General features: G+C 48.3%; 20 protein-coding genes, 1 pseudogene and 1 other annotated feature. Of the genes and pseudogenes, 14 read left to right on the plus strand and 7 right to left on the minus strand.

Features of this window, described 5'->3' with window-relative positions:
* The first annotated feature begins 231 nt into the window (after nt 1-231).
* The 9 genes from NFR98_RS03155 (at nt 232) to NFR98_RS03195 (ending at nt 12,217) form a co-directional block, all read left to right on the plus strand.
* Complete coding sequence (locus tag NFR98_RS03155; protein WP_017551925.1) at nt 232-2,010, plus strand: sigma-54-dependent Fis family transcriptional regulator; 1,779 nt, start codon at nt 232-234, stop codon at nt 2,008-2,010.
* Nucleotides 2,011-2,151: 141 nt separating this feature from the next.
* On the plus strand, nt 2,152-3,348 hold the full coding sequence (locus NFR98_RS03160) for an iron-containing alcohol dehydrogenase (RefSeq protein ID WP_017551924.1): 1,197 nt from the start codon (nt 2,152-2,154) through the stop codon (nt 3,346-3,348).
* A 392-nt stretch (nt 3,349-3,740) separates the two neighbouring features.
* Nucleotides 3,741-5,198: a CoA-acylating methylmalonate-semialdehyde dehydrogenase gene (locus NFR98_RS03165; protein ID WP_014096101.1), complete on the plus strand. Its 1,458-nt coding sequence runs from the start codon at nt 3,741-3,743 to the stop codon at nt 5,196-5,198.
* A 249-nt stretch (nt 5,199-5,447) separates the two neighbouring features.
* Entirely contained in the window at nt 5,448-6,875 is a 1,428-nt protein-coding gene (locus NFR98_RS03170) for a GntP family permease (RefSeq protein ID WP_061577403.1), read from the plus strand.
* Nucleotides 6,876-6,900: 25 nt separating this feature from the next.
* Nucleotides 6,901-7,671 carry a 3-hydroxybutyrate dehydrogenase gene (locus tag NFR98_RS03175; protein ID WP_014096102.1) on the plus strand — a complete coding sequence of 257 codons (771 nt, stop codon included), beginning with the start codon at nt 6,901-6,903 and terminating at the stop codon, nt 7,669-7,671.
* A gap of 226 nt (nt 7,672-7,897) precedes the next feature.
* Nucleotides 7,898-8,161: a binding site (T-box leader), on the plus strand.
* Between the two features lie 48 nt (nt 8,162-8,209).
* Complete coding sequence (locus NFR98_RS03180; protein WP_014096103.1) at nt 8,210-9,064, plus strand: SAM hydrolase/SAM-dependent halogenase family protein; 855 nt, start codon at nt 8,210-8,212, stop codon at nt 9,062-9,064.
* A gap of 12 nt (nt 9,065-9,076) precedes the next feature.
* Nucleotides 9,077-9,631, plus strand: coding sequence for an ECF-type riboflavin transporter substrate-binding protein (locus NFR98_RS03185; protein WP_014096104.1), 555 nt, complete (start codon nt 9,077-9,079; stop codon nt 9,629-9,631).
* A gap of 20 nt (nt 9,632-9,651) precedes the next feature.
* A complete protein-coding gene (locus tag NFR98_RS03190; RefSeq protein ID WP_251459673.1) occupies nt 9,652-11,400 on the plus strand; it encodes an ABC transporter ATP-binding protein in 1,749 nt (582 codons plus the stop codon).
* Entirely contained in the window at nt 11,351-12,217 is an 867-nt protein-coding gene (locus tag NFR98_RS03195) for an energy-coupling factor transporter transmembrane component T family protein (RefSeq protein WP_251459675.1), read from the plus strand. The genes NFR98_RS03190 and NFR98_RS03195 overlap by 50 nt, the downstream gene beginning before the upstream one ends.
* 344 nt (nt 12,218-12,561) lie before the next feature.
* Here NFR98_RS03195 and NFR98_RS03200 read toward each other — a convergent pair whose 3' ends face one another.
* From NFR98_RS03200 to NFR98_RS03215, 4 genes are all read right to left on the minus strand, one after another.
* Entirely contained in the window at nt 12,562-13,350 is a 789-nt protein-coding gene (locus NFR98_RS03200; protein ID WP_014096109.1) for a formate/nitrite transporter family protein, read from the minus strand.
* A gap of 690 nt (nt 13,351-14,040) precedes the next feature.
* Complete coding sequence (locus tag NFR98_RS03205; RefSeq protein WP_014096110.1) at nt 14,041-14,580, minus strand: NYN domain-containing protein; 540 nt, start codon at nt 14,578-14,580, stop codon at nt 14,041-14,043.
* Nucleotides 14,581-14,710: 130 nt separating this feature from the next.
* The gene (locus NFR98_RS03210) at nt 14,711-14,866 is read right to left on the minus strand and encodes a hypothetical protein (protein ID WP_017551914.1); all 156 of its coding nucleotides are present in this window, start codon (nt 14,864-14,866) and stop codon (nt 14,711-14,713) included.
* Between the two features lie 86 nt (nt 14,867-14,952).
* Nucleotides 14,953-16,080, minus strand: coding sequence for an IscS subfamily cysteine desulfurase (locus tag NFR98_RS03215; protein WP_251459677.1), 1,128 nt, complete (start codon nt 16,078-16,080; stop codon nt 14,953-14,955).
* An 83-nt stretch (nt 16,081-16,163) separates the two neighbouring features.
* Here NFR98_RS03215 and nadB point away from each other — a divergent pair, with 83 nt between their 5' ends.
* The 4 genes from nadB (at nt 16,164) to NFR98_RS03235 (ending at nt 20,998) form a co-directional block, all read left to right on the plus strand.
* Nucleotides 16,164-17,756 carry an L-aspartate oxidase gene (gene nadB / locus NFR98_RS03220; protein WP_179234213.1) on the plus strand — a complete coding sequence of 531 codons (1,593 nt, stop codon included), beginning with the start codon at nt 16,164-16,166 and terminating at the stop codon, nt 17,754-17,756.
* Nucleotides 17,725-18,576, plus strand: coding sequence for a carboxylating nicotinate-nucleotide diphosphorylase (nadC, locus tag NFR98_RS03225; RefSeq protein WP_251459679.1), 852 nt, complete (start codon nt 17,725-17,727; stop codon nt 18,574-18,576). The genes nadB and nadC overlap by 32 nt, the downstream gene beginning before the upstream one ends.
* On the plus strand, nt 18,573-19,670 hold the full coding sequence (gene nadA / locus NFR98_RS03230; protein WP_251459681.1) for a quinolinate synthase NadA: 1,098 nt from the start codon (nt 18,573-18,575) through the stop codon (nt 19,668-19,670). Before nadC ends, nadA begins: the two co-directional genes overlap by 4 nt.
* A 245-nt stretch (nt 19,671-19,915) precedes the next feature.
* Entirely contained in the window at nt 19,916-20,998 is a 1,083-nt protein-coding gene (locus tag NFR98_RS03235; protein WP_251459683.1) for an iron-containing alcohol dehydrogenase family protein, read from the plus strand.
* A 203-nt stretch (nt 20,999-21,201) separates the two neighbouring features.
* Here NFR98_RS03235 and NFR98_RS03240 read toward each other — a convergent pair whose 3' ends face one another.
* The 3 genes from NFR98_RS03240 to NFR98_RS03250 form a co-directional block, all read right to left on the minus strand.
* Entirely contained in the window at nt 21,202-21,366 is a 165-nt protein-coding gene (locus NFR98_RS03240) for a hypothetical protein (protein ID WP_013858399.1), read from the minus strand.
* A 127-nt stretch (nt 21,367-21,493) separates the two neighbouring features.
* Nucleotides 21,494-22,468 carry an Rpn/YhgA-type helix-turn-helix domain-containing protein gene (locus NFR98_RS03245; RefSeq protein ID WP_014096120.1) on the minus strand — a complete coding sequence of 325 codons (975 nt, stop codon included), beginning with the start codon at nt 22,466-22,468 and terminating at the stop codon, nt 21,494-21,496.
* Nucleotides 22,413-23,990: a YifB family Mg chelatase-like AAA ATPase gene (locus NFR98_RS03250; protein ID WP_104851213.1), complete on the minus strand. Its 1,578-nt coding sequence runs from the start codon at nt 23,988-23,990 to the stop codon at nt 22,413-22,415. The genes NFR98_RS03245 and NFR98_RS03250 overlap by 56 nt, the downstream gene beginning before the upstream one ends.
* A 150-nt stretch (nt 23,991-24,140) precedes the next feature.
* Here NFR98_RS03250 and NFR98_RS03255 point away from each other — a divergent pair.
* Nucleotides 24,141-25,620: pseudogene (locus NFR98_RS03255) on the plus strand (carboxylesterase/lipase family protein).
* Nucleotides 25,621-26,004 lie beyond the last annotated feature (384 nt).

The following is a 26,004-nucleotide window of genomic DNA, read 5'->3' on the forward strand; positions in this document are numbered from 1 at the left end:
CCTTTTTTCATTTTACTATACGCTCATGCAACCTTTTCCCTTTTTCCTCCAAACAGCAAACTTTTTCCCATGATAAATCATGCTGATCCGGCAAAAAAATTTTACAAATGGCACTTTTCAAAAGGAAATCGGCAAGAAAAGAAGAAGTTATTCGTTGCATGCTTAAAAACGATTTAAACGGAATGGTGCCGGGTATGCCGGCAGCCTTCGTTTCAAAAAGGGGAATGAGAAATGGCAAAACCGCTTTACTATGAAAAAACGGAAAGCATGTTAAAAGCAGGTGTCTGGATGTCCCCTTGCCCTTATATCATCCGGCCGGAGACCGTGTTCCGGGAAGCAGCATGCATCATGCGCGAGCAAAATTTAAGCAGCCTTGTGGTCGCAGATGAAACCGACCAGCCAGTCGGGATGCTGACGCTGCATCATGTCCTCGCCGCATTGTTGGATCATATGGAAAACGAACCGGTCTTGCGCGCCCTGCCGAAGAGAAATTTTGTTGCAATCTCTGAACAAGACAGCCTGCTTGAGTTGTTGTCCCTGCCTTTTACTGCATTTCCGGTCGTGAATGAAAACCGGAAATGCACCGGCATCCTTACAAGGCAGGATCTATTGGACGGCCTTGCGCACTATATCCGGCAAATGGCGCAAACAAAAAACACAGCAGAGATTTTAAACGCCGTATTGGAGAGCGCCTATGAAGGCATTGCCGTTGTTGATGAAAACGGTATTCTCATCGAATTCAACGAGGCATACAGCCGGTTTACAGGCATCAAACGGGAAGATGCGATCGGGCGGCATGTCACCGAAGTCATTGAAAATACCAATCTGCATGTCACTGTTAAAACGGCCATCCCTGAGCGCGGTGTCATCCAATATATTCAGGGGCAGGCAATGGTCGTCCACCGTATCCCGATTTGGAAAGGGGGCCGGGTAGTCGGCGCGATTGGCATGCTGATTTTTGAAGGCGTCTCGGAATTGTATCAAATTTTTGAGCGGCTGCAGCAGGATACTTTGTCCGCCCGGAAAGAAAAAACAGGTTCCAAAAAGATGCCGGATCAAGCCGGCTTCACACAAATTTTAGGAACGAGCGAAAGCATCTCCCGCGTAAAACGGCTGGCAAGAAGGGCGGCACGGACTTCGGCAACGGTCTTGATAACAGGGGAAAGCGGAACTGGAAAGGAGCTGTTTGCCAAAAGCATCCACCAATTGAGCCCGTATGCACGGGGGCCGTTTATTACCGTCAACTGCGGCGCGATTCCGGAGCCTTTGTTTGAATCCGAGCTGTTTGGTTACGAAGAAGGCGCGTTTACCGGCGCAAAAAAAGGCGGGAAGCCCGGGAAATTTGAATTGGCGGAAAATGGCACGCTGTTTTTGGACGAAATCGGGGAATTATCGCCCGCCATGCAGACGAAACTGCTGCGTGCCATTCAGGAAAAAGAAGCCGAGCGGGTTGGCGGCGTAAAAAAATATAAAACGAATGTGAGGATTGTCGCCGCTACCAATCGCAATCTTGAAGAAATGGTAGAAGCCGGCACGTTCCGGGCGGATTTATATTACCGGCTGAATATTATCCGGATCCATTTGCCCCCGCTCCGCGAACGAAAAGAAGATATACCGGATTTGGTTTCCCATTTTCTGAAGGCGTTTTGCCGGCGTTACGATTTGCCTGAAAAAAGGATCAGTTCAGAGGCAGTTGCAGCGATGATGGCTTACGGATGGAAAGGAAATGTAAGGGAACTGGCCAATACGGTGGAAAGGCTTGTGACACTCGCCGACGGGCCGGAAATCAGCCGTGGCGATCTGCCGGAAGCGATTCATGAGGTTCAACCGGCAAAAGACATCTACGCTGAATCTTTGATCAGCCGCGCCAGAGAAGCGGGCGAGGCGCAAGAAAAAGCACTCATTATCCGGGCGCTGAAAAATGCGGGCGGCAATAAGACGAAAGCGGCGGAACTGCTCGGTATCCACCGCACAACGCTTTACCAGAAAATCAAAAAATATAACTTGTAGCGCCTGTAGTGTAGCCAGTCCGCTACAATTGTCGTGTTTTTCCTACACTTTCCCGGCATGAAACAGGCCCAGTTCTGCGAGACGCTTTTGGCATGCTTTTTGCATTTAAAAAGGCAGCATCACAAAAGGAGTGAAAATAAAATGAGGCAAGCCGTATTCCGGACCCCGCAAACCATTCTTTACGGAAAACAAGCTTTTGAAAAAATCGGTGAAGAGGCGGCCCGAAGAGGAAAAAAAGCTTTAATTGTCACAGATAAAATCATGGCCGGGCTTGGAAACGCGGATGCGTGCCAGCGCATTTTGCAGGAAGCCGGTGTGAAAAGCGCCGTATATACAGGTGTCCATTCAGAACCGGTTGACCACTATGTCTCTGAAGCGCTCGCCCTTTTTCAACAGGAAAGTTGCGACCTGCTGGTTTCTCTCGGGGGCGGCAGTTGCATTGACACAGCCAAGGCCGTTGCCGTTGTCGCAACGAACGGTGGTTATATCGGCGATTACATGGGCGGAAGGAAAATAGCAGAAAAGCCGCCTGTCCCGCATATTGCGGTTCCGACAACGGCCGGAACGGGGTCAGAAGCGACAGACGCCACGATCATTACGAATACTGCCAATGATGTCAAAATGATGATCAAGCAGCCTGCCTTTATGCCGGCTGTCGCGATTGTGGACCCTGTTTTGTCAAAGTCTTCCCCGAAATCGGTGACAGCGGCAACCGGTGTAGATGCCTTAAGCCATGCGATTGAAGCGTATATTTCAAGAAGGGCCCATCCGTTAACCGATACGCTTGCCCTGTCCGCTATGCGGCTTATCATCCCGAACTTAAAAAGTGCCTACGAAGATGGGGAAAATATGGAAGCGCGCGACGCCATGTCGCTCGGTTCTTTGCAAGCGGGGATGGCATTTTCCAACGCTTCTGTCTGCCTTGTGCACGGAATGAGCCGGCCGATCGGCGCACTCTTCCACGTCCCGCACGGCGTATCGAATGCCATGCTGTTGCCTGCCGTGCTCGAATTCAGCAAATCCGCCTGTTTGGAAAGGCTCGCGGATATCGGGAAAATTTTTTCACCGGAAGAGAAAGACCTGTCCGGCAAAGAAGCGGCTGATCTTGCCGTCCGTGCCGTCAAACAGCTGTGCCTTGATTTAAATATCCCGAATTTAAGAGGCTGGGGCATTCCACAGCAACCGTTTGAAAGCGCCATCAACAAAATGGCTTCTGATGCCCTTGCCAGCGGCAGCCCGCAAAACAATCCAAGGGTTCCTTCGCAAAAGGAAATAGAAGATTTATATCTTGTTTGCTATGATTACCAGTTTTCCGGGGAAGTGCAGGCCCGGGGATAGAGCAGCCGGCCTTTTCAGATTCCATATGCTGCATGTCGGTCCATGTTTTAGGCTGGCCGATTCTGGAAGTTTGCAGCGACTGATTTTTAATCTTCGGCTGGTACCGCGTTAAATGGCCGCCTATCCTGAAAAATTGCGGCCGCTGATTTGCGGACGGCGTGCTTATCCGGAAAATTTACAACGGGAAAAAGCGGCATGAGCGCTCACTCTGAAAATTTTTTCGGTATAAAATGGCCGGATCATTGCTACGCTGTACCCTGTTTTGTCAAAAATCAACCATCGTGCAAACTGGGGCAAAACTTAAATACAAATTCACAGCTGATTTGCCTTTGCAGCTGTGCCCCATCATTGAAAACATATTGTATTTCATTTCTAAAAAGGAGCTGTTGACGTTGAACACAACGACGAAAAATATTTTAAAAAACTATGTGGGCGGCAAATGGATTGAGCCGCAAACAACCCGTTACCAGGCTGTCCCGAATCCTGCGACAGACGACCTGCTTGCAGAAGTGCCGCTCTCCGTTGCGCTTGATGTCGATGAAGCGGTAGAAGCAGCAAAAGAGGCTTTCAAAACGTGGAGTACAACGCCCGTTCCGAAACGTGCGCGTATCTTGTTCAAATTCCAGCAGCTGCTTGTGGACCATTGGGATGAACTCGCCAAAATGATTACCGAGGAAAATGGAAAAAGCTATACGGAAGCTTACGGGGAAGTGCAGCGCGGCATTGAATGTGTGGAGTTTGCCGCAGGTGCCCCTTCACTCATGATGGGAAAACAGCTGCCGGATATTGCAACCAATATGGAATCCGGCATGTACCGCTACCCGGTCGGTGTTGTAGGCGGCATTACACCGTTCAATTTTCCGATGATGGTGCCGTGCTGGATGTTTCCACTGGCTATCGCGATGGGGAATACCTTTGTCCTGAAACCGTCGGAACGCACACCACTTCTTGCCAACCGGCTTGCAGAATTGTTCCGGGAAGCAGGTCTGCCGGATGGCGTGCTCAATATCGTCCATGGCGCACATGATGTTGTCAACCGTCTATTGGAACACGAAGACGTGCCCGCAATCTCCTTTGTCGGGTCAAAACCAGTGGCTGAATATGTGTATAAAACCGCGGCAGCCAACGGAAAACGGGTGCAGGCATTAGCAGGCGCCAAAAACCATACGATCGTGATGCCGGATGCCGATCTGGACACCGCGGTAAAAGAAGTAATCGGCGCTGCTTTCGGGTCAGCCGGCGAACGGTGCATGGCCTGCTCGGTTGTGGTCGCTGTCGGAAACACAGCCGAACCGCTTTTGCAAAAACTGAAGCAGAAAGCGGATGAAATCCAAATCGGCAACGGCCTCGATGAAGGTGTGTTCCTCGGACCGGTTATCAGAAAAGAACATAAAGAACGTACGGAAAAATATATCGAAACCGGAATAGCAGAAGGCGCCGTTTTGGTGAGGGACGGCAGAAAAGATGCGGCTACGCACGGCGATGGCTATTTCCTCGGGCCGACCATCTTTGACAAAGTCACCCCGGATATGCGCATTTGGAAAGATGAAATTTTTGCGCCGGTCCTCTCCGTTGTGCGCGTGGGAAGCCTGAAAGAAGCCATTGAAGTGGCAAACCAGTCTGAGTTTGGTAACGGCGCCTGTCTGTTTACGAAAGACGGCAGCAATGTCCGCTACTTCAGGGAAAAGATCCAGGCCGGCATGCTTGGCGTTAATATTGGGGTGCCTGCGCCCATGGCCTTTTTCCCGTTTTCCGGCTGGAAAAATTCCTTCTTCGGCGACCTTCACGCAAATGGCACAGACGGCGTCGAATTCTACACCCGCCGGAAAATGCTGACAGCAAGGTGGTAAAAATCAAGGAGCTGCCCGGCGTGGCGGCTTCTGCTTTCTTTTTTGCAGTCCGGTTGTCCGAATGAGTTGAAAAACCCGGGCAGATCCTCGGACGCTTTTGCAACAATACTTTGGGGTAATGCTTGCAATCGAAAGCTGATTCAACTGTGGCAGCTGCATTTTATTATGATTATGGAAACAGGTTTGCTGGCAAATCGGATACGCTCATAAATGTAACCGTTTTCTCAAATTGAAAAATGGGGGATGAAGATGGACTTTTTCGTCATTTTATTATCGCTGGGCCTATTAATATTTGTTGCATACAGGGGGTACTCGGTGATCCTGTTTGCCCCTTTGTGCGCGCTGCTCGCCGTACTATTGACGGCGCCGGAATATGTGCTCCCGTTCTTTTCAAATGTGTTTATGGAAAAGATGGTCAGCTTTATTAAATCTTATTTTGCTGTCTTCCTTTTAGGTGCCATTTTCGGCAAAGTGGTGGAAATGAGCGGGATTGCAGAATCTATTGCCAAAACGATCGTCCAGCTCATCGGCGCAAAACGGGCGATGCTTGCCATCGTGCTGCTTGGAGCGATTCTGACCTACAGCGGTGTAAGCTTGTTTGTAGCCGTGTTTGCGATCTATCCGTTTGCCGCCCAAATGTTTCGGGAAGCGGATATTCCGAAACGGCTCATTCCCGGGACAATCGCTTTAGGAACCTTAACGTTTACGATGGATGCTTTGCCTGGCACGCCGCAAATCCAAAACGTGATCCCCACCACTTTCTTTAAAACGGACATTTATGCAGCACCGATTCTCGGTCTGCTCGGCGGTGCATTCGTGCTGATATGCGGCCTGTTATACTTGGAATACAGGCGGAAAAAAGCGGAAAAATCCGGCGAGGGCTATTACGGTTTTCCTTCAGAAACGGCCGCGGCGCTTGAAGCCGAACAGGAACCAGCACCGGATCTTTCCGCAAGCCAATCGCTGGCCAGGCAGATTTTTGCTTTCGTCCCGCTCGTTCTTGTCGGTGTCATGAACAAAGTTTTTACCACCTATATCCCGAAATGGTACCCGGACGGATTCGATTTTTCCAAAATCGGCCTTGACGCTTTTGGCACGGTGGACATCAACGCGGTGGCTGCCATTTGGGCGGTGGAAATGGCGCTTGTCATGGGCATTTTGGCAACGGTTGCTTTTGACTGGAAAAGGGTACCGAAAAATATAAAAGAAGGATTGAATGCAAGTATCGGCGGATCTCTGCTCGCAACGATGAATACCGGAGCTGAATACGGGTTTGGCGGCGTTATTGCCTCGCTTCCCGGTTTTACAACGATCAGCCACGGCATTTCCCATACGTTTACAAATCCGCTTGTAAACGGCGCAGTAACAACAACAACGCTTGCCGGGGTGACCGGCTCGGCATCGGGCGGCATGGGGATTGCACTGAGCGCGATGGCGGATCAGTACAACAAAGCCATTGCCGCTGCCCATATTCCGCCCGAAGTCATGCACCGTGTTGTTGCCATGGCATCCGGCGGTATGGATACCCTTCCGCATAACGGTGCGGTCATTACGCTGCTTGCCGTTACAGGTTTGACGCACAAGCAGTCTTATCGTGATATTTTTGCCGTCACCATCATTAAAACCGTTTCTGTTTTCTTTGCCATTGCACTCTACACCATATTTGGCATCATTTGATCCGAATTACAGGGAGGAAAAAGGGATGGAAAAATGCCTTGAAGGAAAAACCGCGCTTGTGACAGGAGCAGGAAGCGGCATCGGCCTTGCCATTGCGCGCGCTTTTAAAACAGAAGGCGCCAATGTCGTGATTTCCGATAAAAACGCCGAAGCAAGCCAGAAAGCAGCTGATGAATTGGGCGCTGTCTCTGCACCGTGTGATGTCACGATCGAAAAGGACTTGAAGCAAGTGATCGAAACAACGGCAGGCACATTCGGCCGTCTGGATATTCTCGTTAACAACGCCGGGCTCCAGTACGTCTCGCCGATTGAAGCCTTTCCGACAGAGAAATTTGAACTGCTGATTAAAGTCATGCTGACAGCCCCTTTTATGGCCATCAAATATGCTTTCCCCATCATGAAAAAACAGGGCGGCGGCACGATTTTAAACATGGCATCCGTTAACGGTCTGATCGGGTTTGCCGGCAAAGCCGCCTACAACAGCGCCAAACACGGGGTGATCGGGTTGACGAAAGTAGCCGCTTTGGAAGGGGCGGAGCATGGCATTCGTGTCAACGCCATTTGCCCGGGCTATGTCGACACGCCGCTTGTACGCAACCAGCTGAAAGACCTGGCAGAAACGCGGAAAGTGCCTTTTGAAAAAGTACTTGAGGAAGTGATTTATCCCCTTGTCCCGCAAAAACGGCTGCTTTCTGTCACAGAAATCGCTGATTATGCCGTTTTTTTGGTTAGCAATAAAGCAAAAGGTATCACCGGCCAGGCAGCCGTGCTTGACGGAGGGTATACGGCGCAATAACCGGCGGAGCGTCAGAAATCGTGCCGTTTTCATCTGCAACCAACCCGGAAACGGCACGGCCGCAATTAGACACCAATACAGCAGTGAGCGCGGCACCAGCAAAAAGACGAAAATCAGCTGATGTATATTTTCAGGATAGAAGACGGGATTTGATGAAAAAGCAAAATTATAAAATTTTATCTTGAAATTTCAAATGATTAATCCTATAATGAATTCAAAGTTCATTCCAAAAACGAGGAAAAGGAAAAGTACGGTTCACGAATTTTCACAGAGAGCTTCGGTTGCTGAAAAGAAGCAAAAGGACGAACCGGAAAAATGGCCTTGGAGTTCCGTGCTGAAAGCTTAACCGTAAGTAGGTTCCGGCGGGAAGAGCGCCCGTTAAAGCGCCGCAGTATAAGGAGATTGCAGGCTCCCGTACTGGCTAAGGCTGTTTATGTGAGTAAACAGTGAACGAAGGTGGTACCGCGTGAATTCAAACCACGCCCTTATCGTATAGGGGCGTGGTTTTTTATTTTTCAAAATTCAAGGAGGAAATGATATGACAAAACCATTGGTACTTCAAACAGACTTCGGATTATGCGACGGCGCCGTAGCCGCGATGAACGGGGTAGCAGTCTCGGTTGACCCAGCGCTCCGAATCTTTAACTTGACCCATGAAATTCCACCCTACCATATTTGGGAAGCTTCTTACCGGCTGTACCAGACGATTTCCTACTGGCCGGCGGATACCGTGTTTGTGAGCGTGGTCGACCCCGGTGTCGGATCCGATCGGCGCAGCATTGCCGCCAAAACGGCAAACGGCCAGTACATCATCACACCGGATAACGGCACCCTGACCCACATTAAAGACACGATTGTGGCCGCCAGAGAAATTGACGAAACCACCAACCGGCTCCCGCATTCAGAAGAATCGTATACGTTTCACGGCCGTGATGTATATGCCTACACCGGCGCAAAGCTGGCTGCCGGGGTGATCCGTTTTGAAGAAATCGGGCCGGAAATTCCGGCTGACTCCATTATTGAACTGCCGAGAAAAGCACCGGAGCTTCAGGATGGCGTGATTACAGGCACGATCGATACGCTGGATGTCCGTTTCGGCAATTTATGGACCAATATTGATTCTTCCTTGTTCAGGCAATTGGACGTCAACTACGGCGATTCGTTCGAAGTCACGATTTTTAACGAATCCCGCCAGCATTATAAAAACATTATGACATTCGGCCATTCTTTTGCCGACAGCCATATTGGCGAACCGCTTTTGTACATCAATTCCCTGTACAAACTCGGCATCGCCATCAACCAGGGCTCTTTCGCAAAAGCCTACCATATCGATACCGGTATCAAATGGAACATTACCATCCGCAAAGCACCGAAAATTGTATATCAAAAATAGGGGGAACACGACATGCAATCAAACAGAAGATCGATCGTCACAATTGTTGCAATCGGGATTGGCGCTGCCGTTTTTATTATTTTGGGCAGGTTTGTTTCCATCCCGACCGGCATCCCGAATACGACCATTGAAACGTCTTATGCTTTTCTTGCCCTTATGTCGATTGTATACGGCCCAGTTGCAGGCGCCCTGATTGGCTTGATCGGGCATGCCTTAAAGGATGCCATTTCTTACGGGTCTATCTGGTGGAGCTGGGTGATCGTTTCTACCCTTGTCGGCTTCTTATTCGGCCTTGTTTCGAAAAAAATAGACATCGAATCCGGCATTCTAAACGGCAAAAAGATTTTTCTGTTTAATATCGTACAAGTCATTGCCCAAGCAATCGGATGGTTTCTTGTTGCCCCTTTGCTCGACATCCTTATCTATGCGGAACCTGCCAATAAAGTATTTTTACAAGGCATTGTCGCGGGTGTGTCCAACATGGTGACAGTCGGGATTATCGGAACATTGCTGATTGCTGCTTACGCGAAAACGAGAAGCAAAAGCGGTAGTCTCCGAAAAGAATGATAGAATACCGGGAGGAAAAGATGAAAAAGCCCGTCATTGAATTCCAGAATTATACGTTTCAATACAGAAGTCAGGCCACCCCTACCCTGCATGATATCAATTTAACGATTTATGAGGGGGAAAGCGTGCTGATCCTCGGGCAGTCCGGGTCGGGGAAGAGCACACTTGGCCACTGCATTAACGGTCTCATTCCTTTTTCATATAAAGGCAAAGTATCCGGAAGTCTAAAGATAAACGGAAAAGAAACAAAAGATATGGACATTTTCTCCATATCCAAATTAGTCGGGACAGTGCTACAGGATCCGGACGGACAGTTCATTGGCTTAACCGTCGGCGAGGACATCGCTTTTGCCCTGGAAAATGAGGGTCTCGCGCTCCGTGACATGCATGATGCCGTTGATAAAGCAGCTCGGACAGTCGGTATTGAAAACAAGCTTTCAGCACGTGTACATGAATTATCAGGCGGCCAAAAGCAGAAAGTGTCTCTTGCTGGTGTAATGGTGGACCATACAGGAATTCTTTTGTTTGATGAACCGCTCGCAAATCTCGACCCGGCAACCGGAAAGCAAGCCATTCAGCTTATTTCGGACATCCGAAAAAAAGCAAACGTGACCGTCATAATCATTGAACACCGGCTTGAGGATGTACTGGCTGAAAAAATAGACCGAGTCATTGTGATGGATGAAGGCAACATGATCAGCGATTGTACGCCGGATGAATTGCTTTCTTCTTCCGTGCTGGAAACGTGCCATATCCGGGAGCCGCTTTATGTCAAAGCTGCAAAATATGCCGGCTGCCGCATTACACCTGAAATGCATCCGGCCCACCTGGATACATTTCAACTCAGCCGGTGCAAAGACGCCCTTTTAAACTGGTATAAACATGCCAAAAAGCCGGTTGCCCGCATCGAAACAGAGCCGGTGCTTGAAATCCATCATTTGTCTTTTTCGTATAAACCCGGGCAGCCTGTGCTCAAAAACCTTTCTTTCACCATCCAAAAAGGGGAAATGGTAAGCATTGTCGGGAAAAATGGTGCAGGAAAATCAACATTGTCACGTCTGATCTGCGGCTTTGAACAACCTTCTTCCGGAAAAATTTTTTACAAAGGGAAAGACGTCACAAACGACACCATTAAAGAACGGTCGCTTCGGATTGGCATGGTCATGCAAAACCCGAACCAGATGATCTCAAAACATATGATTTTCGATGAAATTGCGCTTGGTCTGGCCAACCGGGGAATTGCCCCGGAAGAGATCAAAAAACGCACAGAAAATGCCATGCGGCTTTGCGGTCTTTACCCTTTTCGGAATTGGCCTGTTTCCGCGCTCAGCTTCGGACAGAAAAAAAGGGTGACCATTGCTTCTATTCTCGTACTGGAACCGGATATTTTGATTCTCGATGAACCAACTGCCGGCCAGGATTATATGCATTACCATGAAATCATGGAGTTTTTGGTGGAACTGAACAAAAAAGGCATCACAATTCTCTTCATCACCCATGACATGCACCTCATGCTGGAGTATACGCCGCGCGCCATTGTACTTGCAGACGGAGAAAAAATTGCCGACGGTTCGGCTGCCGGAATTTTAGGCCATTCTGATATGATCCGGCGCGCCAATTTAAAAGAGACATCCCTCTATGCGCTTGCAAACCGGCTACATTTGAACCCGGAAAGTTTCACGGAACGCTTTATCACGTACGAAAGGGGGCTACAGACAAATGGCAACCGAAATGCTGTCTTATATCGAGCGGAAATCCCCCGTCCATGAATTGACTGGTGCGACAAAATTGATTCTCTTTTTGATGTGGTCTTTTGCTGCCATGCTTACCTATGATACACGTGTGCTTCTTTTCCTTTTTCTTTTAAGCCTTGTTATTTTTTACATTTCACGCATCAAGATCCGGGAAGTATTATTTATTTTGCTTTTTATCTTGGCTTTTCTGCTTTTGAATAACATTGCGATTTATATTTTTTCGCCAGGACAGGGTGTAAAAATTTACGGGACAAGCCATGTGCTGTTCTCGATTGCCGGCCGGTACAATATCACGTGGGAACAGCTTTTTTACCAGTTTAACATTACACTCAAATATTTCACGGTCATTCCAGCCGCACTTCTGTTTATTGTAACGACGCATCCAAGCGAGTTTGCTGCATCGCTCAATAAAATCGGGATCAGCTACCGGATTTCATTTGCGGTTGCCCTAGCGCTCCGCTATATTCCCGATATTCAGCGGGACTTTCACAATATCGCCCTTTCCCAGCAGGCAAGAGGCTTAGATATGTCACGCAAAGAAAAGCTGCCGAAACGGATAAAAAATGCGGCAACCATCCTGATTCCGCTCATCTTGTCGAGCCTTGAAAAAATTGAAACCATCAGCAATGCCATGGAACTGCGCGGCTTTGGAAAAAATAAAAAACGCACCTGGTACAGTGCGCGCCCTTTTCAGTTAAAAGACTATGCAACAATGGCCGCCTTTTTGGTTATCCTGGTTGTTTCACTGCTGATCACCTTTCACAATGACAGCCGCTTTTATAACCCGTTTCTTGGGCTTGCTTCGGCGGTTTATCTTGATGAAGGCTTGTAAAAAGAGATTTGGATTTTCTTTCCATTAAAAATTTTCGGGAACAGGTTGTTTTTCGTACGGAAGTTTATAGAATGATGCAAAATTTAAGAAAAATGGGGAGCGACAGCAAATGGGCGTTAGCCCGGGAAGCTCTGTGGATATCCATTTTGATACGCGGGGCTTGGTAAATGGTCTTTATCCGGTTCATTCACCAAGTTCTGCATCTAGTTTGCCATAAAGCAGAAACAGGCGGAGCACAAGCTTTTGCTGCTTTTTCTATCAAATCTTTGCATTTTACGTTTTAATGACCCAAAGCGGCCCTATTTTTAATGAAGGGCTTCCCATTTTATGAGAAGCCCTCCGTCTCAAAGTGCAGTGTCTGTCTTTTGAACTCCTTCTTTTTTATATGCGATAAAGTAGAGCATGCTGACAAACACAACTGCGCCTGCCGCATTTCCGAGGAAAACCGCGATGATATTTTTCAAAAATAACATCCATGAAAGATGCCCCGCAAAAATAGCGGCCGGAATAATGAACATATTGGCAACGACGTGCTGGAACCCAATCAGCACAAAAGCCATGATCGGAAACCAGATGCCGAGGATTTTGCCTGCAAACGTTTTGGCGCCGTAGCAAAGCCAGACTGCCATGCTGACAAGCCAGTTACAACCGATCCCGGAGACAAATGCCTGCCAAAAAGGTGCGCTTGTCTTCATTTCTGCCGTGTGAACTGTTTTCGCCAAAAAATCCCCCTCTGTCAGGCCGATAAAATGCCCGAAAAAGTAGGCCACAAACAGCGCACCGATCAGGTTAAAAATGGTGATCCACAACCAGTTCCAGATAAGCTGCAAGATGTTAATCTTTTTGTCAAAACAGGCCATGCTGACGGCCATCATATTGCCGGTGACAAGCTCGCCGCCCCCAACCAAAATCAAGATCAGGCCGGTCGGGAACACTGCGGCACCCATAAATGTGTCAAAACTGCCCCAGCTCGCTGGCATCGTGCCGGTCACCCGGATATAAGCCAAATAACCGATTGCAATAAAAGCCCCACCCAAAAAACCAAGCACCACCATCGACAAAAACGAGCTGTTCGCTTTCGCTATTCCTTTTTCAATCGCTACATCCGCAATTTCTTTCGGACTTAGGTCCATCATACCCACCTCTCATTTCTTATATGATAGAGAATAAAAACATTCCTGCTGCTGCTCACCGTACCAGCATCAACGCAAATTTGCAAAATAGATCATTCGAAATCAGGCCATATTTAAGTGCCAGCGTGATTCTTCCCGCTACGCTACACCCGTATTTTTTCTCGGGATGTCCTGCGGATATTGCTATCTTTTAGGGTGCATAAGCAAAAATTTTTTATCCCGTTTTCTTTGCATAATATCTTTTGAAGCCTTCATGATGGAAAAATTTCTAATTTATAATATATCCAAACTTTCAATGAAGTCAAATGCACTTTGGCGCTTCTGTACATTTTGCAAAATACCTTTCCCCACTTCGGCGCATGCTTAAACAGACAAGCAGGAAACTTTTTGTTTCCTTTTAAAAAAATTCAGATATTATGTATATTAAAAGTTGTGCCCTTTAGGAAGGCTATTCCTCTTATGGCGGAAACCACGCGTATTTTAATCCATAAAGCGATTCCCACACGGATGGCATGGCAGACAGGTTTTTTCATTCTTTCAAATGGGAATAAAAATGTCGAAAGAAAATGGGTATGAACCCGTGTTGTCCGTTCATACTCATGATTAGAAGGCTGTACAGATTCGAACTATACAGCCAAGCGCATCATTGGCTGCCTTGAGGCTCGGACTCCGGGCAGCTTTACTTTTTCATTAACGCATGCACTGATTAAAGTCTTCTTTTTTTAAAGTAATATACTCATCACAAAGATCCTTCATATAACCCGCTTTTTGTTGATCTACGACACCGGCAACCACATTTTTCCCCAAACTTCTGGCCATTTTAATGGCTGCTTCGTAATCCGTATCAGCACTGAATAAAATTGCCTCATCATAACCGTTATTAAAAGCAAGTGACACCAAATCTACCGCTATATTTACATCTGTTCCTTTTTCTGTAAAAATTGGCTTGCCTAGCGCATTTATTCCCACAACACTTAAATAACCCAGTTTCGCGATACATTTTGGAACCTTTTTGTTTAAATGATCAATAAATAATTTCGTTGCTGCCGCTTTTTCTTTATCCAAACTTCCGACTGCTGTGTAATAATAAATGCGCTGAAGGATCCCATCTCTCCGGGCAGCCACGTATTCTGCCAACTTTAAATAGTCCAGCCTCTGCTGAGACCCGTACAAGGCAGTAAGAGCCGCTTCGAAATTATTGCCATCAATAAAGACCATCACTCTCTTCACATTTGGTTTCCCCCTTTGACATACTAAAGGCGCCAGCTTCGATGCTGACGCCTTTTCTGATTCTCTTGTACTTAGCTTCGATTGCTAAGCACCTCACAACACTGAAAGACACCGCCTCCGACTGACGGTCTTACCATATCCCTTTTTGGTTAAGTTTCCGAGTTTCTTGACCTATTCGAGGTAAATATATCACCACACCGGGGAAGCTGTCAACAGCAAAATTAAGTAACAGCGTGTCTTCCCATTTTTTCCACTCATCTATCCCTTCAAGTAAAATTCTACCCATACATGTTCTTCCATATACCCTCTTTCCACGTTACCAACTGCTTGAAACACAAGTCACTCAGTGTCTGTTCAGCGGGCAAATAGATTTCATCTCGCGGTTCCGACACTGTGCACAGCCGCAATCTTTTTCAATGTTTCTCCGAGTGAAACGATCTCCTTTTTTTTAGTATGGCGTCCAAAGGAAATTCTAAAAAACTGATCAGCCGCTTCCTTCGGGTATCCCATGGCTTCAACCGCTTTGCTCCCGCCTTCATGATGTTCCTGGCAGGCGCTCCCGGTTGAAATCGCGAATTCCGCTTTGTTGCACTCCAATAAAACAAGCTGCCCCTGAACGCCTGTAATCATACAGCCGACGATGGAAGGAAGCTGCATTGCCCGTTCCCCTTCTATAAAAACAACCGCCCCGCCGGTTGCCTCTTTTAATGCAGTCCGGTATTCCCAGTCCCGCTCACTTTCTATCAAAATCTCCTCGACAGCGGCAGCAAATCCGGCAATGCCGGGCACATTCACCGTCCCACCGCGGAATCCCTTTTCATGGGATAAATGCGGAAAAACAGGTGCCATGACACAAGAGGGGTGAATGTACACTGCTCCGACCCCTTTTGGCCCGTGAATTTTGTGTGAAGAGAGGGTAATGCTGTCGACGTAAGGGATCATGCGCGCTACATCGGCCTTGCCAAATGACTGCACACAATCAGAATGAAACAAGATCCCCCGTCTCCTTACCATCCGGGAAATTTCCTCAATAGGCTGGATGGTGCCGATTTCCTGGTTAATATGCTGAACCGAAACGAGCACCGTGTCCGGCCGGATCGCCGCTTCAAGCTTCTTAACATCCACTGTCCCTTTTTCCGTAAACGGGAGCCTTGTCACTTCAAATCCCAGCCTTTCCAAAAACCCGAGCGCTGAATGGACGGACGCATGCTCCGCCATCGACGAAATGATATGTTTTCCTTTTCCGGAAGCTCCCATTGCAAGCGAAACAATCGCCAATAAATTCCCCTCCGTCCCGCCTGAAGTAAAATACAGCCCTTCAGCCGGAACGCCAAGATAATCACTGATCAAGGCCCGCGATTTTTCAAGCACCGCACGCGCATCCGTCCCGATGTCGTGCAGGCTTTCACTGTTTCCGTAAAAAGATTCGGCCGCTTCCATAAACGTCTCCCGTGCCCGTTCGCTCATTTTTGTCGTTGCCGCATAATCAAAATAAAACATAGCTGGCCTCCTAAAAAGTACTTGTATTCAGTTTAATTTTGTGCAAAGATAGGTGTCAAGACAGATGTAAAGTAGGGAGACCGATGACAGAAAAAATATGTATCTTGGGAAGCGGGATTGCCGCCTTACAGTTGGCCGCGCACTTGGGCAGCCGCTACGAGGTGACGATCATCACAAAGGCGCAGGTAAAAACGAGCAATTCTTATAAAGCACAAGGCGGGATCGCAGCCGTCCTCTCGCCGGAAGACCGTTTTGAATGGCATGTGAAAGACACGATCCGGGCGGGCTGCCGGCACCATGATGAAAAAGAAGTGGAAAAATTGGTGAAAGAGGGTGCGGCTGTAGCGGAAGCACTCATCAAAAACGGGCTTCCCGTAGACAGGCGGCCGGACGGCGGGCTTGATTTAGGGCTTGAAGGCGCCCATACAGTGCACCGTATTCTCCATTGTGGCGGCGATGCAACCGGCAAATTTGTCATTCAACATCTTCTCTGGCAGCTTGGAAAAAACGTCCGGATGATCGAACATGAGCTGGCGTTTGAACTAATCGTATCCGCAGAAACAGGACGCGTAACCGGTGTAAAAACAAAAACGGCCGCCGGTAAAATCCGCCGTTATTTTTCCGATCATACCGTAATCGCAACCGGCGGACTTGGGAGCTTGTATCCTTTTACCTCGAACCACCCGGAAATCACCGGCGATGGGATTCAAATGGCATACCGGGCCGGCGCGGAACTTGCAGATATGGAGTTCGTCCAGTTTCACCCGACATTATTGTATGCGGAAGGCAGCGCGAAAGGCCTTGTGTCCGAAGCCGTCCGCGGAGAAGGTGCAGTGCTCGTGGACGAAAACGGATCGCCTGTTATGGCGGGTGTCCACCCGTTAAAAGACCTGGCACCCAGGCATGTGGTCGCCCACCAAATTCATCAAACGATTCATAGCGGAAAGAAAGTTTTTCTGGACATTCGTAAAATCAAACACTTTGAAAAAAGGTTCCCGACCATTTCCCGGATTTGCCGGGAAAGCGGCATTGATATCCATTCCGGCCTGTTGCCTGTTGTCCCGGGCAGCCATTTCTTTATGGGCGGCATCGTAGTGGATACATATGGCAGAACAACGGTAAACGGGCTGTATGCCATCGGGGAAGCAGCGGCAAGCGGCGTACACGGTGCAAATCGGCTCGCCAGCAATTCGCTTTTGGAAGGGCTCGTATTTGGCAAACGGCTCGCAGCGTTTTTAAATGCATTGGAACCTGAAGCATCGGGCGGCGAAACAGCAGAAGTCGCCCGCCCTCCTTTAAATCCGGAAATTGCCCGCCGGCTAGACACCGCAGCATTGAAGGAAAAAATGATGGAAAATGCCGGTGTGATCCGTACGGAAACCGGGTTGCGGCATCTTTTGCGGTGGCTCGAAGCACGCGGGGCTGATACATTTTCCGCTTTTTCACTCGACCATCTTACAAAGGAAGAAATAGAAAAAGTCTTTATGTTTACCAACAGCTTTTTCATCACACAATCGGCGCTTTTCCGGAAAGAATCGCGTGGTGCCCATATCCGCGCCGATTACCCGGATGAAAGCAGCGACTGGCAGGGTATCCATCTCATTCATGCAAAAAACAAAGGCTTGATCGCAAGGAGGGGACTTTATGAACAAGCTCAAACTTCAATCCATGCTTAAAGATTTTTTCATGGAAGACATTGGGGAAGGCGATATCAATACGGAATATATTTTTTCGCCGGATCAGCCGGGCAAATTAACGTTCATTGCAAAGCAAAACGGGATTTTCTGTGGGAAAGATGTGATAGAAGAAGGTTTCCGTATCCTGGACAGTACGGTGAGACCCCGCATTTTCCCCCTGGACGGTGCCTGGATTGAAAAAGGTACGGTCATTGCAGAAATCCACGGGCCCATTGTAAGCCTCCTTTCCGGAGAGCGGGTAATCCTGAATCTCGTCCAGCGCATGTCGGGCATTGCAACAACAACAAACGCTGCAGTCCGTGAGACGAAAGGCACCCATGCAAAGATTTGCGATACAAGAAAGACAACCCCTGGCCTCCGGATGCTTGAAAAATACGCCGTTAAAGCAGGCGGCGGATTCAACCACCGGCGCGGGCTGTACGACTGTGTCATGCTGAAAGACAACCATATCGCATTTGCCGGCAGCATCACAAAAGCCGTGGAAACAGTGAAAGCGTCCATCGGGCATACTGTGAAAATTGAAGTCGAAATTGAAACAAAAGACCAGCTGCTTGAGGCTGTCCGTGCCGGTGCTGACATCATCATGTTTGACAACCGATCACCGGCAGAAATTCGCGAATGGCTCCCGCTCGTGCCGCCCCATATTGCGACGGAAGCATCGGGCAACATCACAATGGAAAAGATCCGGAGCTATGCTGAAACCGGCATCGAGTGGATTTCGCTCGGATTTTTGACCCATTCCTATCCAGTACTTGATATCAGTGCAATCGTGGAAAATACGAAGGAGGTTGCTTTATGAGCCTGCTGGAAACGTTACAACTTACGACTTTGCCGGAAAAATATCAGTCTCTTTCGCAAGAAGAAATGGAAAACCGGGTTTGGGACATCAAAAAAGAAATGGGCGCGCAACTTTTCCTCCCATGTCACCACTACCAGCGTGAAGAAGTATACCAGTTTGCCGATGCAGCCGGTGATTCGCTGCAGCTCGCGCAAATTTCGGCAAAAAACCGCAATGCCAAATATATTGTGTTTTGCGGTGTACATTTTATGGCAGAAACGGCGGATATTTTAACATCAGCGGAACAAACTGTCATTCTCCCCGACATGCGCGCAGGCTGCTCGATGGCAGACATGGCCGACATCCACCAGACGGAACGGGCATGGGATATGTTGCAATCTTTGTTCGGGGATACGATGCTGCCCCTTACCTATGTCAACTCCACAGCAGCGATAAAAGCATTTGTCGGGCGCAACGGCGGGGCAACCGTTACCTCTTCAAATGCGAAAAAAATGGTCAAGTGGGCCTTCACCCAGAAAAAACGGGTTTTCTTTTTACCAGACCAGCATCTCGGCCGGAACACTGCATTTGATTTGGGCGTGGAACTCACAGATATGGCAGTCTGGGACCCGATCCGGAACGAACTTATCTACGAAGGCGCGCTGGAAAATGTGAAAGTCATTTTATGGAAAGGGCACTGCTCCGTGCACGAGCACTTTACCATTAAAAATATCGAATTCGTGCGCGCGAAATATCCGGATATGCAAATCATTGTCCATCCGGAATGTGCGCATGAAGTGGTTGCCCTGTCAGATTTCAGCGGCTCCACAAAATACATCATTGATACGATTGAAAACGCGCCGGCCGGGAGCGCCTGGGCAATTGGCACTGAAATGAACCTGGTGCAGCGCCTGATCAAAAATCATCCGGATAAAAAGATTATTTCGTTAAATCCGGTCATGTGCCCGTGCCTGACCATGAACCGGATCGACCTGCCCCATCTTTTATGGTCACTGGAAAATATCATCGAGGGCAAAGAAACAAACGTGATCAAAGTAGAGGAAAATACAGCGCGGGATGCGGTTTTGGCGTTAGAGCGGATGTTAAAACTTTAATGATTCCCGGTTTCAAATTGGCACGTGCTTGGACTCAGGGGCCCCGGTTACTGCGGGAACCCCTTTTTGTCTTTTTGGCAGATTCCTGAGTCTGTTTGCTTTAAAACCACACTTTTCTTTTGCAACTCCCATATATCGAACCATTGATATATTAATAGCTGAATGATGAAAAAATATTGAAATATAATTTATTTAGGCGTAAGCTGGACATACATCAAATTTTTATATCACGGAGGTCCTGTAAAATGCGTCTAAGCCAAGTCATAAGAAGCGGTCCAAACCAATACATATGTGAAGAAGATGCAGCCAAATATTTGGAAGAAAAGCTGGAAGAATTCAAATATCCGGTTGTCATTACCGGGGTAAAATCATTCAAAGCATTTCAAAAATTTGCGTCAATACCGCAAAACTGGCCGGTACTCCGGTACGATCATACTGCAAGTGAGAAAAACATGGCAGCACTGGCGGAACAGGCAGGCCGTGCAGATGTCATCGTCGGGATTGGCGGCGGCAAAGTGCTCGATACGGCAAAGGGAACAGCAGAACTGCTCAACTGTGAAGTCGTGCTCGTTCCAACGCTAGCCGGAACGTGTGCCGGTTATACGCCTTTATCCGCTGTTTATCATGAAGACGGCTCATTCAGTCATGTCGCTTATTACAAACGTTCCGCCTTTTTAACCCTGATCGATTTGCGTATTCTTCTGAACGCACCAGCCGAATATTTGCTGGGCGGAATTGGCGATTCTTTAGCCAAATGGTATGAAGCAGAAGGCATCACCCGTTCCATGAAACATTTGCCGGTGATGGTCGAACTCGGCCTCCGCTCCGCAAAAGCGATTTATGAAGGGATCTTGCGCGACAGTGAGCAGGCATTACACGACCGAAACGAAGGGAAGATAACCGACGCTTTCCGCAATATAGTTGAAATTATCATTGGCGCAGCCGGGACAGTCGGCGGCTTTGCCGGCGAATACGGAAGAATGGCTGGGGCCCACGCCATCCATAACGGGCTGTCCTTCCTGCCGGAAACGCATTCCATTCTGCACGGTTCCAAAGTGGCTTACGGCATCCTTGTCCAATTAGCGGCAACAGGCGATATCAATGAAGTGAAAAAACTGCTTCCGTTGTATCAAAAACTCGGTTTTCCTTATAATCTGGATACACTGCATGTGACGGAAAATCATGGCGCGGCCATTGAAAAAGTCGCAGCATATGCCGCAAAACCCGAAGAATCCTTTCGCCTGCTTGGCAGCTTTACGAAGGCGCAAATTGCAAAAGCAATGGAAACAATCGAACAGCTCACGGCTGAAAAGGCTGATATCAAATGATTGGCACGGGCGGCCCCGGAACAAGGCCGCCTTCACCCTGCTTAAATGCAATCCGTTTGTTGCACCATTTTTTCAAAGTTTCCGCCTTTTCTGTTTGCATCACTTGCAATAGAAATGGCCGCCATAGCGGACTTTCATACGGGATCGCCATTTAAAATGCGGTTATGGAGGCAATTAGGCCTGCCAAAAAATTCGATGCCATATTAATCTTCACCCTTACTTGGATCTGCTTCATCCAGAGACAATCTGACCACTTTCGTATATTCACCTTTTGCTATTTCTTCCGGCGTTGCTTTTTGGTCGAGCTCTTCCTGGTCGTCAAGGCCAGTCGCAAGTGTCGGCTCAACACGTCCGTTCTCTTTTTCCACTCTCTCCACATCCTTATTGAAGTGATGCGGCTAGTTTTCCACGGATGCTCACAATTTATGCGATTGCAGCCGATTGCTCGGTTCTATTTTAAAATTTTGAATTTCTTCTTCCGGCAACCCAGTGTATTTATTGATCACACCTAAGTCTGGTTGCTCCGCTCTGTTTCAGCTTTTTCAATTCTTCCTCTGCCAGCCCGGTGTATTTTGCGATTGATGCCAGATCCTGGTTCTCTTCCAGCATTCTTTTGGCAATCCTTAATGCCGCTCTCCTTTCCCCTTCTTTCAACCCCTCTTTCAATCCTTCTTCCTTTCCTTCTTCTTTTCCTTCTTCTTTTCCTTCTTCCTTCCCTTTTTTGTACCCTTTGTCGTAAAAGGAATTTGGCAGGCGCAGGATTTGGTCGGCTTCTTGCGGATCCAGATTTTTAATGCTTGACATCACAAGTTCATCCTCCTTATCCGTTAATTTAAAATAAGAATCAAAAAATCCATAGATTAGTGCCATTCTTGCCGGGTCGAGTTCCATGCGGGCCATCATTCTTAAGAACTCTACTTTTACCTGTACTTTTTCTTTTTTTGTATACCCCATTTTGCTGAGCAGTGCAGCCGCAACGGGATTGTTGCTTCGAATATATTCTTTCCAGTTTTTCCTGATTAAGTGTATGGACATATAACGAAAACGGATGGACTCAAAGTTGCGGATTCTTACGGTGAAAAGAGAAGGAGTTTCCCTGCGTTTATTATAACTGAAAACAGCAATTGGCAAAACCGGCAAGCGATATTTTTCATAAATGCGGGAATAGTAAATAAACATCCGTTCCGGAAATTCCATTTGATAATAAGACTGCGGTTCCACATGGATGAGGACAACCGTGTCTTCCCCTTTTAATTTCAATTTTGCCAAAATATCAATTCTGCGTTGTTCACCAGCTGTGATGTCTGTAAACAGATCCTGCTGGAGGAATTCCACATCAGAAAAGTCCATCCACCGCGCTACTTCCGGGAAAAAGGCTTCCATGAAATCTGCAAAAAAAGTTTGGATAAGTTCTTTAAACAAGCGGTCGTGCGGCAAATACTCCGCTTTTTCTTCCATTATAAGTTGCATATGCATCCACCTTTCTTTTTCCAAAAAGATGATTTCTTTTCATTTGCAATGCCTGCCAGAGCGCGTCTTCTGACAGCTCCCGGCTGCCTTGCAAATCTGAAATCGTCCTTGCCAGCCTGAGAATTTTCATTTGTGCCCGGCTGCTGAAGTTTTCCTTGCTTGCCCACTGCCTGAGCATTAAACTGCTGCTGTTTGCGAGCGGATTTTTTTGTAGAAAGATTTCGTTTGGCACTGTACCGTTACAAACTTCCGCCCCGTACCTTTCGTACTGCCTTTTCCTTGCTTCCGTGACGCGGGTTCGGATCTGTTCTGAAGTTTCGTTTATTTTCCCGGACTCTTCCAGTAACGGTACTGTCCCGACTGGCAAAAATATGTCAAAGCGGTCTAACAGCGGTCCGGAAATCCGGTTTTGATAAGCTTGAATTTGTTTTGGCGTGCATGTGCAATACGCATGGGGCGACCCGAGATAACCGCATGGGCACAAGTTCATGGCCGCAAGCATAATAAACCGGGCAGGGTAAGTCACCGTGGAAGCGGCTCTGCTAATGGTTACTTTCCCATTTTCAAGCGGCTGCCTGAGCATATCAAGCGTTCTTTTTGGAAACTCGGCCATTTCATCGAGAAACAGCACCCCGTGATGGGCTAATGAAATTTCACCCGGATGCGGCCGGGAACCCCCACCGACGAGTGAAACTGCAGATGAAGCGTGATGCGGCGCGCGAAACGGCGGTTTCCGGTGAAATCCCCTTTTCACGTTTGCAAGCTGATAGAGTCCCGCCACTTCAAAAGAAGACGTTTCCGAAAGCGGCGGCAAAATCGAAGGAAAAGCCTCAGCCAGCATACTTTTTCCGCTTCCGGGCGGGCCGTACATTAAAACATTGTGGCTTCCGGCGGCGGCAATCTCCAGTACTTTTTTCACATGCCGGTGCCCAAGAATCATGCTGAAATCTGCTTCGAATGAATACTCATCTGGTTGCAGCTGCCTCTTTTTCCGGACAGGCGGCAGCTTCTTTCCGGACAATGAATCGAGTACGTCCTTTAAATGCTGGACAAATATAATATCCATCCCATCCATTTGTGAAAAGGGAAGTTCCGCAGAGGCTGGCAAATACAATCTTTTCATGCCTAATCCCCTTGCTGCCATCACATACGGAAGCATCCCAGCCACTGCCTGAACAGACCCGTCCAGTGAGAGCGCGCCCAAAAAGGCAGTATGATCAGGAATTCTGGCATGAAAAAAGTGGTTTTCTGCCATCAGCCCGATTGCAATGGGCAGATCAAGTGCAGGACTGTTTTTCCGCTCGTCTGCCGGGGAAAGATTGACAATCGTTTTGCTTTGGAACAGCATACATCCAATCGATGAACATGCACCCCGTATTCGTTCCTTAGATTCTTTCACCGAAGCATCCGGCAACCCGACAATGGTGATCCCGGACCCGCACCCCAACATCATCTGCACTTCGGCATGAACACAATATCCTTCTATTCCCTTTAGGCCAATGCTGCTTATGATGGTTGCCATATTTTCGCACCCCTTCACCCGAACTTACATTCTATAAACAGAATAAAAGATCGTACGTTCGTTGTCAATCTATTTTTCAAAAAAACTGAAAGGAAATTTGCACATTCCCGTCGAATACTTTAGAAATCCATTCCGGAAAGGAGAATAAAAATGAAGACAGCAATTGTTGAAACCGTTTTCGGAAAGGCCCGGGGATACGAGGAAAAAGGTGTGCAAATCTAGAAAGGGATTCCCTATGCAAAACCGCCAATCGGACCTTTGCGTTTCCACCCGCCGGAACTGCCCGAACCCTGGGCAGGCGTAAAAGATTGCACGCAGTTCGGGCCAATTGCATGGCAGCCGCCGGTTGAACTGATGGATTTTCTCGGGAATCCGGCTGAAAATATGGACGAAGACTGCCTGAATCTTAATATTTGGACGCCTGGAGCAGACGGGGAGAGGCGTCCTGTTATGGTATGGATCCACGGCGGCGCGTTTGCTAACGGGGCAGGTTCAGCGCCTTCTTATGACGGCTCTGCTTTTGCCAAAAACGGGGATGTTGTTGTGGTCACGATCAATTACCGGCTCGGGGCGCTCGGTTTTCTGTATCTTGGCGAAATGGGCGGAGAAAAATATGAGGCCTCCGGAAATTGCGGGATCCTCGATCAGATCGCAGCTTTAAAATGGGTAAAAGAAAATATTGCTGCTTTCGGCGGGGATCCGGACTGCGTGACCATTTTCGGCGAATCTGCAGGTGCCATGAGTGTTGCGGCATTGCTTTCTTCCCCTGCCGCAAGCGGGTTGTTTCATAAGGCCATTCTCGAAAGCGGGGCGGCCAATTTTACCGCTACACCTGAACGGGCAGCCAAAAATGCACGACGCATACTGGAAACGCTTGGTCTGGAGAAAAAAGATGTTGCAAAACTGGCAGAGGTGCCGGCAAAAAAATCTAGCAGAGGCTGTGAATTCGCTCCCTTTCATGAGCCTACTTCCGGTTACAGATGGCATTGTGCTGCCGGAACATCCGGAAAGGGCTCTTGAAAATGCGGCAAAGGACATTCCGGTTTTAATCGGAACAAATAAGGACGAATACCGGCTGTTCACTGTTTTCGATCCGGTGTGGAAAAGGCAGGACCCTAAAGAGATGCAGGACGTTTTCCAAAAAACATTTGCAAAGTATTGGGACGCCCTTTCCGCAAAAATTACAGATCCAAGTGCATTTACCCAGGAATTATACGACCGGATCATGACATACTTTGTATTTACCGGTCCTGCCTTAAAATTGGCAGATACCCGCGCACAAACTGGGGAAAAGGTGTGGATGTACCAGTTTGACTGGGAAAGCCCCGTTTATAACGGGACGCTTAAAGCCTGCCATGCCCTGGAAATTCCATTTGTGTGGCATACGCTGGAACAACCCGGCACGGAAAACTTAACGGGAAATGCACCCGGCCGGCATGCGCTTGCAGACCGGATGCATCAGGCGTGGATTGCTTTTGCCCAAAATGGCGATCCGAATTGCAGTCTGCTCCCCGAATGGCCGCCATATAACACAAGGCAGCGGCCCGCGATGATTTTTGGCCAGGATTGCAGAGTAGAAAAGGATCCGCACCAAGCCGAGCGGGCATTGTGGGGCGGCCTGGGGGAATGAGAAGCCGCGGCAAAAGGCAAAATAGCTCGGGCGGCGGGCATTTTTCAAATCAACATGCCGGCGAACCTGCACCAGGCAGGGGGGTCAGGATGACAAGGCCGCCCGGAACATGAGCGGCAACAAAACCCATTTTATATCACACACCGGCGATACGGCCCACACCAGAAAAGGAAGGCTGCGGGGCAATGTCGGCCGCTATATGACTCAAAAACGACAAAAAACGGCCCACACCAGAAAAGGAAAAAACAGAAAGACAGGGACTTTTCTTCCCCATGTCCGGCATCTTTTCCAGCCATCGGTTTGGCTTAATCGAGTAGGAGGCTAATCATTATTTGATTAGCCGACCTCTCACACCACCGTGCGTACGGTTCCGTACACGGCGGT

Origin of the sequence: Weizmannia agrestimuris, assembly GCF_943193165.1 — a bacterium.
GTDB lineage: Bacteria > Bacillota > Bacilli > Bacillales > Bacillaceae_C > Weizmannia > Weizmannia faecalis.

Bases quoted from the DNA above. Each gene is read 5' to 3' on its own strand.
- nadB (WP_179234213.1), top strand. From the start codon at position 16,164: ATGACAGAAAAAATATGTATCTTGGGAAGCGGGATTGCCGCCTTACAG.
- NFR98_RS03210 (WP_017551914.1), bottom strand. From the start codon at position 14,866: ATGGGTAGAATTTTACTTGAAGGGATAGATGAGTGGAAAAAATGGGAA.
- NFR98_RS03195 (WP_251459675.1), top strand. From the start codon at position 11,351: ATGGCAACCGAAATGCTGTCTTATATCGAGCGGAAATCCCCCGTCCAT.
- NFR98_RS03155 (WP_017551925.1), top strand. From the start codon at position 232: ATGGCAAAACCGCTTTACTATGAAAAAACGGAAAGCATGTTAAAAGCA.
- NFR98_RS03180 (WP_014096103.1), top strand. From the start codon at position 8,210: ATGACAAAACCATTGGTACTTCAAACAGACTTCGGATTATGCGACGGC.
- NFR98_RS03235 (WP_251459683.1), top strand. From the start codon at position 19,916: ATGCGTCTAAGCCAAGTCATAAGAAGCGGTCCAAACCAATACATATGT.
- NFR98_RS03245 (WP_014096120.1), bottom strand. From the start codon at position 22,468: ATGCAACTTATAATGGAAGAAAAAGCGGAGTATTTGCCGCACGACCGC.
- NFR98_RS03175 (WP_014096102.1), top strand. From the start codon at position 6,901: ATGGAAAAATGCCTTGAAGGAAAAACCGCGCTTGTGACAGGAGCAGGA.
- NFR98_RS03200 (WP_014096109.1), bottom strand. From the start codon at position 13,350: ATGGACCTAAGTCCGAAAGAAATTGCGGATGTAGCGATTGAAAAAGGA.
- NFR98_RS03190 (WP_251459673.1), top strand. From the start codon at position 9,652: ATGAAAAAGCCCGTCATTGAATTCCAGAATTATACGTTTCAATACAGA.
- nadA (WP_251459681.1), top strand. From the start codon at position 18,573: ATGAGCCTGCTGGAAACGTTACAACTTACGACTTTGCCGGAAAAATAT.
- nadC (WP_251459679.1), top strand. From the start codon at position 17,725: ATGAACAAGCTCAAACTTCAATCCATGCTTAAAGATTTTTTCATGGAA.
- NFR98_RS03170 (WP_061577403.1), top strand. From the start codon at position 5,448: ATGGACTTTTTCGTCATTTTATTATCGCTGGGCCTATTAATATTTGTT.
- NFR98_RS03215 (WP_251459677.1), bottom strand. From the start codon at position 16,080: ATGTTTTATTTTGATTATGCGGCAACGACAAAAATGAGCGAACGGGCA.
- NFR98_RS03250 (WP_104851213.1), bottom strand. From the start codon at position 23,990: ATGGCAACCATCATAAGCAGCATTGGCCTAAAGGGAATAGAAGGATAT.
- NFR98_RS03160 (WP_017551924.1), top strand. From the start codon at position 2,152: ATGAGGCAAGCCGTATTCCGGACCCCGCAAACCATTCTTTACGGAAAA.
- NFR98_RS03185 (WP_014096104.1), top strand. From the start codon at position 9,077: ATGCAATCAAACAGAAGATCGATCGTCACAATTGTTGCAATCGGGATT.